The sequence below is a fragment of the Micromonospora lacuserhaii genome (genome assembly GCF_036902735.1).
In the GTDB taxonomy this organism is placed as follows: Bacteria; Actinomycetota; Actinomycetes; order Mycobacteriales; family Micromonosporaceae; genus Micromonospora.
In genome coordinates this window covers 19,941-31,246 of the sequence record NZ_JBAKHO010000060.1, presented here as the reverse complement: position 1 = coordinate 31,246, position 11,306 = coordinate 19,941, and the positions used below count along the sequence as shown (strand labels likewise).

Below are 11,306 nucleotides of genomic sequence, written 5' to 3'. Positions count from 1 at the left end.
CCGAGCACCTGGACCGAGTCTGGCCGGACATCGATCCTGCGGAAAGTCTCTAAGTAGCCGCGACGCGCGCGTTCGACCAGGCTCTCGGACGTCCGACTCTGGCTGATGACAGCGCGTTGGCTCGGTCCTGCATAGTCGTTCCAGCGTTAGTGTCACGAGCATGACCGTTGAAGAGGCTCGCGAGATCGCACTTGCCTTCCTCGCTGACCGCATGGACGAGATCCGCGCCGGTGAATGGGTGATCACCGGAGCGCGGGAGCACGAGACCGCATGGTCCGTGGGCTACCAGTCCCGCGCCTTCATCGAGTCAGGCCGCATCTCCGACGCGTTGGTGGGCAACGGGCCTGTGGTCGTGCCCAAGTCCGGCGCGGACCCATGGCTGGCCTGGTCCGGCCGGCCTGTAGAAGAACAGATCGCCGAGGGCCGGCCCGCCCTCGGATGAACGCACTGACATGCCGCGATCCGCGCGTGGCAGAGCGTGACGGCGGCCGCTACCGCTCGGCATCCTGATCTGCCGAGTTGAGTGCGTTGCCCGACGTCGAAATCCCGGCAGGCTCAGACAAGCTGGAACCGCTGTAGACCACTGCGGCCAAGAAGGACGCCCGTCGCTTCGGCCATCGCCTGAGCGGCCGGACCGATGCGGTAGCCAGTCAGGCGCATGCCATTCTGATCCTTGATGTGAGCCGGACGAGTGGTGGCTATCAGTACCGACCGAACCGCCCGTGCCTGCCGCAGCAGAACCTGGTGTGTGTCGGCATCGACTTCGTCTTCGAACCAGCGAACAGCCAGCCTGCCGGCATCAAAGTATGCACCACCGTCCGGGTGCTGGTACCCAGCGTCGTGATCGCAGTAGGTACCGCCGCGGTCATGTCGGCGCGTCGAGCGCAGGAGTTGAACAACGGCAGCCACCGGTGGCCCGTCAGGCAGAGGGACGCCGTCGGCAAGCGTGACGGTTGACGGCAGGCTTGCGCCGATCGGCAGGTGCAGGAAAGCCTGAACTCCGCGGCCGCCGCAGGCCATCGCGTTTCTCAGCGAGTCGTGCAGGTGGACTGGGTGAAGTCCCAACGGTCCCGGTTGCGAGCACCGCCACGCGGCGCCAGGGAATTTGTCGCGCAACGCCATGTCGAATGCGTCTTCGTCCTCGGGCAGCAACCAGGTTCCGACATTCATAGTTCGGGAACCCGCGTACGCCATCACCAGAAGGTACGTCATACGGATCGCACCCATGATCCGGTGCACGCTCATGGCCGCGATGTCGCTGGCCGCGACTGCGTCCCGCGGTCGGTCGCCCTAGACGGTGGCCATGCGCTGCCAGTAGGTGCCGTAGGTGCGTCGGGCGCCGAAACCGGCTGCGGCGATGACGCGGGGTAGGTACTCGGCGATCGTCGGCAGGGCGGCTGGGCCGTGGGTGTGGGATTGGGGGTCGGCGACGGTAACGCCGAGGTGAGCGAGGACCTGTCGTGCTGCTGTGATGACGGTGGCGTCAGCGAACAGGTCCGGCTCCCACGAGTCGGGTGTGTAGGTCGGCGAGGAGGCAGATGACGGGCTGTCCCTTGTGCCCACGAGCCCGTCGCCGCTCGGGGTGGGGTGGCACCGGTGATGTCTACAGGCGCGCCCGGTCGCCGTAGCTCATGGTCGCCGGGTGGCGTGTGACGCCCCGGAGTCGAGGTCCGATAAACGGTTGCCACTGGTCAAGCATTCGTATGAGGACGGTCGGCCGATTCGCGACGGCCGGAGGCCGTTGAGCGGCACGAATCGCCAGGTCCGGCAGATGTTGTGCAAGAAACCTGACTGGTCGTTGCGGCTGAGAAATCTTCAGTCGCACAGTCATGGCTACCCGTTGACCCGGAGGTGGCAGGAAATGAGCGCGGATGTCGAGGACCTCGTCGTCACCTGCTTCGAGGAGGACGACAACCCGGAGGCGCACATCGGCGAACTGGTTGAGTACGACCTCGCAGCGGTCGAGGAGGAGGAGTAGGCAGTGGGAGTCCACCTGGCGCCGACGCTCAGGGTCCTACGGGACGAGGTGAACGAGCGTTGGCCGAACCGGGACCGGACGTCCGACGGTTGGATCGGCGACGCCGCCCACCAGGCGCGCAAGTCCGATCACAACCCGGACGCGGACGACAGCTCGGTCAACGCTATCGACATCGACAAGGACGGCATCGACCCGCTCTTGGTCGTCTGCCGGTGCATCCAGCACCCATCGACGGAGTACGTCATCTTCGACCGCACCATCTGGAGCAGCAGCCGCGCGTTCCGGGCCGCCCGCTACACCGGACCCAACCCGCACGACAAGCACATCCACATCAGCGTCGGCCACTCGTCCAGCCGCGAGGACAGCAACCGCGCCTGGGGCATCGCCAACTCGAAAGCTCCCAAGCTCGGTGACCGCACGCTACGCGAGGGCAGCAAGGGAAGCGACGTACGGGAGCTCCAGATCCTGGCCAACAAGGTCGGCGCCCGTCTGGCGGTCGACGGTGAATTCGGTCCGGCGACGCTGGCCTGGGTGCGCAGCTTCCAGAAAGCCGGAAAGCTGACCGTGGACGGCATCGTCGGCCCGAAGACTGTCGCCGAGCTGCGGGCGGCGACCAAACCGAAGCCGGCGCCGCAGCCGACCGGCCAACGCCCGGGGACCCGGACGGTACGGCGCGGGATGAGCGGCGACGACGTGGCGTTCATCCAGCGGTTCATCGGGCAGCGGCAGTGCGGACAGCCGACCGGAACGTTCGACCCCCACACGGAGGCAGGGGTCCGCTGGTACCAGCGGATGCAGGGCATCGGCGACGACGGGATCGTCGGCCGGATCACCTGGGCCAAGATGCGGGTGGAGGTCAGTTACTAGACGCCCGCGTAAGAGATCGACGAGGCCGTCGTAGCCGGCCGGCGCGCCAGCCTCCAATGGTGATGCGTCGGGTAAGCGACACCAGGCTTGTTGATCTCGCGGCGGGACGTGAAAGTCTTTTGCATCATCCCCGGGGGGTCTCATGCCGAATCGCCGGCCCTACGATCCATTGCTCCGTGACAAGGATGTGCAGTTCCTGGCCGATGCTGACGACTGGTTCCCGGACATCGTGGCGGAGTTGGAAGGCTCCACCGAGACGAAGATGTTCATCACCGGCTGGGCCATCTCGCCCGCCATTACGATCGCCCCGGGGCTCACCCTCGAGCAGCTCATCGTCAAAGTGCTCAAGGAGCCGAACACGGCCTGCTACATCTTGTGGAACGCCAACATGACCGGGCCGGCGCCCGAGCTGGCCGGTAGGGTGCGGGATTTCTGGCGCCGGGTCGCGGCCAAGATCGGCGGTGAGGGTGTCGCCGCGCAGAAGCTGAAAATCGTCATCTGCGTCAACCTCGAGTACGACGTCGGCTACGCGCTGAGCTGGCTCAGCGAAGCTGGCCGCCTGGGCTCGTGGGGCCGACCCGGGCATCCGGCATCGCCGAGGATCCTGGAGGCGGCGCAGACGTTCTGGACCAACCAGTTCGCCGCCCGCGTGCCCAAGGGCGCAAAGCTCAGCGCATACGGCAACATGACTCAGTTCACCCTCGGCTCGCACCACCAGAAGACACTGCTGCTGGCCGGCAAGAAGAAGGGCACGCCCTACCTGACCGGTTACTGCGGGATGGATCTGGCCGGCAGTGTCGCCGGCGGGCATGCCGTGTGGCATGACGCCGCGATCCGGCTGCGTGGCGATCTCGCCACCGGCCTGCTCAAGAACTTCACCGACCGTTGGGACTACGAGATCGACCGGCTTGCCAACACCGTCCACTTCGGCGTCACCACTGCAGACAGGCTGGACCAGGACGATATCTACCTCAAAGTGGGTGGCAACCCGCTCAGCGACAACGTCGAGACCAAGCTCACCATGCCGCAAGCGGTGATCAACAACCAGGGCGTGTGGACCATGTTCTCAGCCATCTCCCGCTTGTACCTCACTGAGATCCGCAGCACCTACGAAACGTTGATCGACGGTGCCGAGCAGTGGCTGTTCATCGAGAACCAGTACTTCCGGCACCCCGACATCGCGAAGCGGATCGTCGCCCAGCTGGAGTCCGAGGACGACCTTCACGTGACACTGGTCCTTCCGGCGTACTCGGAGGAGATCGGCCAGCGGAGCGACCTGCCGAAGCTGCGCGACCAGTACGCCCGGGAGACCGACCCGCCGACCCGGGCGAAGCTGCTGGCCCAGGCCGGCAGGCTGGGGCTGACCATCGACCCGTTCAACAAGGTGTCGCTGTTGCTGCAAGTGCAGTGTCTCAGGGACCTCGTCGACCATCCCCGGGTACGAATCTGGATCCCCCGGCGGAATCCGCAAACCGGCTTGGCCCGGCCGTACGTGCACTCCAAGTTCGCGGTGGCCGATGACGAACGCCTCTTCGTCGGATCCGCCAACCTCAACGGCCGGTCGCTGGACGGCTTCGCCGACTCGGAGATCAACATCCTGCTCACCTCAGTACCCGAGATCCAGCGGATCAAGGCGGCCCGCAAGTGGCAGAACGAGCCGGACGACGAGAACGACCCCCGCTACCTGCGGTGGAGCGCCGTCGACCCGACGCGGACCTACTACGCCGCCAACAACCTGATCCGTTATCGCAAGGCGCACTGGGAGATCGACGAGGTGTACAGCACCTTTCCACGCGGGCGTACGAACACCCTCGACTACTGGGAGACGTTCACCAAGTCCGCCTCCAAGCGCGTCGGTAGCTGGACGCCGACCATGACGCGGACCGAGCTCGACGCCATGCTCAGCAGGCTGGACGACGTGCCCGGCATCGACGTGGAGACCGTCGACTGGGGAACGACCCTGGCCGACTGGACCTCGCATCTGCTGTGAACGGGGGGATTAGCCGATGACCGCCGGTTCGACTGCCGAGCGCGCCCTGATCGAGGTCAGTCACGTCCTGGAGCCGCTCGCCGCCGCGCTCACCACACCGGAGGAGCTGACCCGCTTCCTCTCGGCCTTCGGCATGCGGATCTCCGAAGCCGAGGCGCAATCCGCGCTCGGCGCCGGCGCCGCCGATCGGGACCTGCTCGGCCGGCTCGCCGCCGCCCTCGACGACCTGGCGCGGGCCACCGCGGACCACGAGCCCACCCTCGACGACCTGCGGCCGCTGCTCGTCCTCGCCCCCGACGTCCTCGGCACGGTGACCCGGCTGCCGCAGCTGCTCTCCGGCATAGCCCAGCGTCTGCCGGCCGGCTTCGTCACCGAGGTGTTCGACCGGCTGCTCGCCACGTACCTGAACCTGCGCCATGAGATGACCCACGCGATCGCGGTGCTGCTCGGCCTGATCGAGTACCGGCCGGTGACCGCCGGGTCGGTCGACCCGGCCGCCCGCGAGCTCGACTATCTGCGCGTGGTGGTGCACTGGCCGCGCCTGGCCGCGCTGCTGAACAATCCGCCGAGCGTGCTCACCGAAGTGTACGGCTGGGGCGGCGCGGGACTCGCTCACAACGAACTGCTCCTCCGTCTGCAGGCGGTGGCGCAGTCGGTCGACGTCGCCGCGGTCGTCGAGGACCTCGAAGCGCCGCTGATCGCCGCGCTCTGGCCGGCAGGGGCGCCCACCGACCCGCCGGTGGCCGTCCGCGTGCCCATCTGGACCGCCGACGACGACGAGGTCAGCGCGATCGCCGGGATACTGCTCACCGGTGCCGGTGTGTCGGTGGCCGGGGCGCCGCCCGGTTTCGCCGTCATGCCGTTCGTCTCCGGCGAGGTGCAGGCGCAGATCCCGCTCGGCGCGGCCGTCGCGCTCGAAGTCACCGGGGCGGCGGACCTGGCCGGCGGCCCGGTCGCCGCGATCCGGCCCGGGGGCTTCGAGGTCAGCGTCGTCGGCCCGGTGCTCGGTGCCGACAGCCGGGCCGGGATCGGCGTACGCCGGCTGCCCGCCCCGGGACACGACGTGGTGACCCTGCTGGACGCCGCGGGCGTCGGGCTGACCGCCACCTCGCTCGCGTTGACCCTCACCGTCACCGGCTCCGACGTGGGTGTCGCCCTGGAGGTGACCGGTGGCCGGCTCGGCGTCCTACCGTCCGGCGACGGCTTCCTTACGACCGTGCTGCCGGCGGACGGCTTCACCGTCCCGTTTGAGCTGAGCATCGCCTGGTCTGCCCGGCACGGGCTGCGGATCAGCGGTGGTGCGGGGCTTCAGCGCGATCTGCCGGTCGGACTGCAGCTCGGTCCGCTCGGCATCGACCGGCTGCTCGTCGCGCTGGCCGCAAACGAGTCCGGCATCTCGCTCGAGCTGGGTGCCGGGCTGTCCCTCAAGCTCGGCCCGCTCTCCGCCGTCGTCGACCGGATCGGCCTGACGGCCGAGCTGATCCCCGGCGTTACTGACGGCAATCTGGGCCCGGCCCAGCTCGCCCTCGGCTTCAAGCCGCCCAGCGGTGTCGGCCTCGCGATCGACTCACCCGCCGTCTCGGGTGGCGGCTTCCTCATGTTCGACCCGGACAAGGAGCAGTACGCCGGCGGGCTGCACCTGACGTTCGAGAAGCTGACGCTCAACGCGATCGGGCTGCTCACCACACATCTGCCGGACGGTTCGCGAGGTTTCTCGCTGCTGGTGATCGTCCAGGCGTCGGGTTTCACACCGATCCAGTTGGGCTTCGGGTTCACCCTCAATGCGGTCGGGGGACTGCTGGGTATCAACCGGACCGTCGCGGTCGACGTGCTGCGCGCAGGTGTGCGCAACCGCACCCTCGATGCGATCTTGTTCTCCCCGGACGACCCGACGCCGCGTGCCGCGCAGCTCGTCAGCGCCCTGCAGTCCGTCTTCCCGCCCGCCGTCGACCAGTACGTGTTCGGGCCGATGGCGATGATCGGCTGGGGCGCCCCGGTCACCCTGGTGACGATCGAGCTCGCGCTGATCCTGGAGCTACCGGCACCGGTGCGGCTGATCGTCCTCGGGCGGATTCGGGCAGCGCTGCCGGACCCCGAGCACCCGATCGTGAGCATCAATCTCGACGTGGTCGGCGTCGTCGACTTCGACCGCAGTGAGCTCTCGGTCGACGCCACCCTGTACGACTCGATGGTCGGACCGTTCGCGCTGACCGGTGACATGGCGGCACGCGCCAACTGGGGCGCGAAGCCCGACTTCGTCATGGCAGTGGGCGGTTTCCACCCCGCGTACCGGCCCCCGGCCGGCTTCCCGGCGCTGCGCCGCTTGACGCTGGCCCTGTCTGCAGGGACCAACCCGCGGCTGCGGATGGAGACGTATTTCGCCCTGACGTCCAACACGGTCCAGATGGGCGCACGGCTCGAGTTGTCCGTGCAGGTCGGCGGGTTCAGCCTCGAAGGCAACCTCGGGTTCGACACGCTGATCCAGTTCGCGCCGTTCCGGCTGCTCGCGGAAATATACGCGCAGCTCGCACTCAAGCGCGGGGCGAGCACCCTGATGGGATTGAACATCCATGTGCACCTGACCGGGCCGTCACCGTGGGTGCTGTGGGGCGAGGCCACGTTCAAGATCTTCTTCGTGAGCTTCTCGCTGCCGTTCCGGGCACAGTTCGGCCGCGCCGAGGACGCCCCAGTGATCGAGCGGCAGGAGGTGTGGCCAATCCTGCGCGACAGCCTCACCGCCGACGCCAACTGGAGTGCACAACTGCCGGCGCAGAGCGGCCAACTGGTGGTACTGCGCGACGGCGCCGGCGACGGGGAGCTGACCGCACACCCACTCGGCGCGCTGACGGTCTCCCAGCAGCTGGTGCCGTTGGAGCGCACCCTTGGCCTGTTCGGCTCGGTCCCCCCGAGGGACTACGACCGCTTCGCCGTCGTGGCCGCCGGCGGCCTGGACATCGTCGGCCCCGCCACGGAACATTTCGCGCCCGCGCAGTTCCGGCAGATGAGTGACGCGGAAAAGCTGGCCAGCCCCCCGTACGAGCGCATGATCTCCGGGGTTCGGCTGGCCCCGCACACCGCGATCACCGTCGGGTACGTGCAGGACCTGCCGCTGGACTACGAACAGTCGGTCATCCTCGACATCGACGAGCCCACCGCGGAACGGCTCGAGGAGCGCTACTCCCCCGGTGGCGGGGAGGTGACCGCTGCGGCCCAGTACGGGCCTGCCGGCACGGCGCCGTCGCGGGAGCAGGGGCGGGCGAAGTTCGCACCGCCGGCGTCGGGGCCGGCCGTGGCCGAGCCCACCTGGGTGGTGGTCGACCGGGACACGCTCAACCCGGTCCCGCTGGACGGGCTGGACGGCAGCTACACCGCGGCCGCGGAGCGGTTGCGCGCGCGGGCCGACCGGGACGAGTTGCAGATCGTACGCGCAGAGGAACTGGAGCTGGTATGACGGACCCCGCGGGCACGTACCGATTTCTCGCCTGGGCCCGGCAAGGGCTCGCCGCGGCCATCCCGACGCAGGCCACCACGACCGAAGGTGACACGGTGGTGCGGGTGCCCGTGGCTCTCACCGTCGCACGAGGCGAGTCCGACACCGAAGACGTCAGCCGCACGGTGCGCCTGTACGGACCGGGCGACGTAGTCGGGCTGGAACCCAGCCAGATCATCCGCCGGGACCCGCGGCCGGGAACCATCGACTTCGAGCCCAACTACTTCCCCCTGGTGGAGTTCGACGCGCCGGAGCTGCCGTGGTTGTTCAGCCCGCGACAGAGCGGTGACAAGCTCCGGCCGTGGCTGACGCTGGTGGTGCTGCGGCGGGAGGTCGCGCAGATCGTGGTGGACCCGCGTCGGCCGCTGCCGTCGCTGCGGTTGGCCGCGGCCGACGCCCGTGCTGAGCTACCCGACCTGACCGAGTCGTGGGCGTGGGCGCACGCACAGCTCACCGCGGATGCCGCAACACCGCAGCAGGCACTGGACGGGCGCTCCCCCGAGCTGACCCTGTCCCGGCTGGTGTGCCCCCGCCGGCTGCGGGCGCACACGGCCTACGTGGCCTGCCTCGTGCCGGTGTACCGCGCCGGTGTGCAGGCCGGGCTCCGTCAGCCGGTCGTCGCGGGCGCCGAGCTTGCCTGGCCGCCACCTGGCGGCTGGCAGGACGTGACCGCGGACGTCGAGCTGCCGGTGTACGACCACTGGGAGTTCGCCACGGCCGAGGTCGGCGACTTCGAGACACTGGTGCGGCGGTTGCGTCCCCGGCCCGTCGGCGCGGACATCGGCGCGTTGCCGGTCGACATCTCCACCGCGGGCCCCGACTTCGCCGACCTGAACCTGACCGCGCCGACCGTACTGTCGTTCGAGGGTGCACTCACCTCACCCGAGCTGCCCGACCGGGAGTGGCCGCCCGGCGTGCAGGAGCCGTTCGCGCAACGGCTGGAGGACGTGATCGACGCCCCGCCCGGCGTGGACCTCACCGTGCTGCGCCCACCCATCTACGGCGCATACCAGGCCGGCATCCCCGATGCCCTGCCCGACACGGCCCGCCCGTGGCTGCGTGAGCTGAACCTCGACCCGGGGTGGCGGGCTGCGGCGGCCCTGGGCGCCCGGGTCGTTCAGGACAACCAGGAACAGCTGATGGCCTCGGCCTGGGAGCAGGCCGGCGAACTGGAACGGGCCAACGGGCTGCTGCGCCAGGCGCAGCTGGCCCGGGCGACGGCGGCGGCGGTCCGGGACAAACATCTGGACGGGCTGGCCCCCGACACAGCTGTGCGGATCACGGCGCCGGTGCACAGCCGGGTCCGGGTGGCGCCCGACGGGTCGCAGCCCGCCCCCGGTGCTCGTCACACCCTGCGGGCCAGCGTCAAGGACAGCGTGTTCCCGCAGGCGGCGTTCTCCACACCGTTTCGTCGCGCGACGCGCCCGGCAGGTCCGCTGGGACGGCGGCTACCCGGATCGGCCCAGCAGGTCACCGCCGAACTGACCACCGGGCTGTCCCGCGGCCGGCTGCGGGTACCGATACGGCCGCCGCGCGGCGGCGCCGACTTCGACGAGGTCGGCACCGGCCCCGGCAAGCCGCGCATGCAGCACCTGCGCGAGAACGTGCCGCACGGCGGCGGCTGGAAGAAGATCGCCGGAGACGATCCCGACGCCGGCGGCTTCTACCTCGGCGACGATCCCTATCAGACCCCGCCGCCGGACCCTGATTCGGCCGAGCCGGCGCCGGGCACCCCCGCCCACGCGGCCGTCCTGGCTACGCGGATGGCCAGCCCTGCGGCCGAGCTGCTGCCGGCGGACGACCGGTGGCAGATCGACGAACCGGGCCGACGCGGGGACCGGCTGCGCGGCATCAACAACCGCTTCCAGGCGGCCACCGAGTTCCTGCTGCAACACCTGCCAGCCACCGTGCCGGCGCAGGCAGCAGAGGGCGCCGAGCTCAGCCTGCCCGCAGTCGCCGCGGCAATGGTGGGCGCGGGGGGACAATTGGAGCCGGATCGGACCGTCGCCCGCGAAGTGGTCGGGCTCGTGGCACCCGCGCCGCCCGTCGGCGATCCCCTGCGACCCCGCGCGGTCGCGCCCCGCTTCCCACAGCCGATGAGCCGGCCGCTCACCGCCCTGGACGGCCAGATGATGCTGCCCGGCATCGACGGCATCCCCGACGACAGTCTCGCGGTGCTGGTCGGGAACCCGAGCTTCATCGAGGCCTACATGGCGGGGCTCAACCACGAACTGAGCCGGGAGATGCTGTGGCGGGGACTGCCCACCGACCCGGGCGCCACCTTCGCTGACCGCTTCTGGGACACCCGCGGCAACCCGGACCAGGTAGGCGGACCGCCATCGCAACTACCACCGATCGAGAGCTGGACCGCGGACCTCGGCCACAACGCCGCCGGGGTCGGTGGGCCCGACATGCTCGTGCTGATGGTCAAGGGACGGCTGCTGCTGCGCTACCCACACACCATCGTGTACGCGGCCAAGGCGGTACCCCGACTCGACGCGTTCGGCGCGCACGTGTCGGGGCCCGACGGGCAGCCCATACCCACCCCGGGACCGCTGCAGCGCTACCCCCAGTTCCGCGGCACGATCGACCCCGATGTCACCTACCTGGGCTTCGACCTCACCGTCGACGCCGCCCGCGGCGGTCACGGGGACCTCGGCTGGTTCTTCATCATTCAGGAACAGCCCACCGCACCGCGCTTCGGACTCGACGAACCGCCCGCACCGGCCGGACCGGCACGTGGTCTGCCGAGCAGTTGGTCCGACCTGGACTGGTCCCACGTCAGCCCCGCTGGTGGCGACGTGACCCACATCGGTGTGGTCGGGCCGCTAGGGACCACACCGGCAAGTCTGCCCGTCCTGTCCGGGCACGCCCTGCCCACCGCCACCTGGGGCGCGGACGCCGCCCAGATGGCCGCAATCACCTACCAGCGGCCGATGCGGGTCGCCATCCACGCCCGCACCGCCCTGCCCAACCTCTGA

The 11,306-nt window shown here is 69.5% G+C and carries 6 protein-coding genes; 5 read left to right on the top strand and 1 reads right to left on the bottom strand.

The genetic code is table 11. From position 1 onward, the window contains the following. Positions 1 to 160: 160 nt before the first annotated feature. Positions 161 to 442 (top strand): YrhB domain-containing protein, encoded by a 282-nt coding sequence (locus V6U81_RS25500; RefSeq protein WP_334492842.1) that lies wholly within the window; start codon positions 161 to 163, stop codon positions 440 to 442. 113 nt (positions 443 to 555) lie between these two features. Here the strand turns inward: V6U81_RS25500 and V6U81_RS25495 are convergent, their stop codons facing one another. Then, positions 556 to 1,245 (bottom strand): hypothetical protein, encoded by a 690-nt coding sequence (locus tag V6U81_RS25495; protein WP_334492841.1) that lies wholly within the window; start codon positions 1,243 to 1,245, stop codon positions 556 to 558. Positions 1,246 to 1,981: 736 nt separating this feature from the next. Between V6U81_RS25495 and V6U81_RS25490 the strand changes: the two genes are divergently transcribed. The 4 genes from V6U81_RS25490 (at position 1,982) to V6U81_RS25475 (ending at position 11,306) form a co-directional block, all read left to right on the top strand. Beyond that, entirely contained in the window at positions 1,982 to 2,845 is an 864-nt protein-coding gene (locus V6U81_RS25490; protein WP_334492839.1) for a peptidoglycan-binding domain-containing protein, read from the top strand. Positions 2,846 to 2,987: 142 nt separating this feature from the next. After that, positions 2,988 to 4,835 carry a phospholipase D-like domain-containing protein gene (locus V6U81_RS25485; protein ID WP_334492837.1) on the top strand — a complete coding sequence of 616 codons (1,848 nt, stop codon included), beginning with the start codon at positions 2,988 to 2,990 and terminating at the stop codon, positions 4,833 to 4,835. Between the two features lie 16 nt (positions 4,836 to 4,851). Continuing rightward, positions 4,852 to 8,286: a DUF6603 domain-containing protein gene (locus tag V6U81_RS25480; RefSeq protein ID WP_334492835.1), complete on the top strand. Its 3,435-nt coding sequence runs from the start codon at positions 4,852 to 4,854 to the stop codon at positions 8,284 to 8,286. After that, positions 8,283 to 11,306, top strand: a complete 3,024-nt coding sequence (locus tag V6U81_RS25475; RefSeq protein WP_334492833.1) for a hypothetical protein — start codon at positions 8,283 to 8,285, stop codon at positions 11,304 to 11,306. Before V6U81_RS25480 ends, V6U81_RS25475 begins: the two co-directional genes overlap by 4 nt.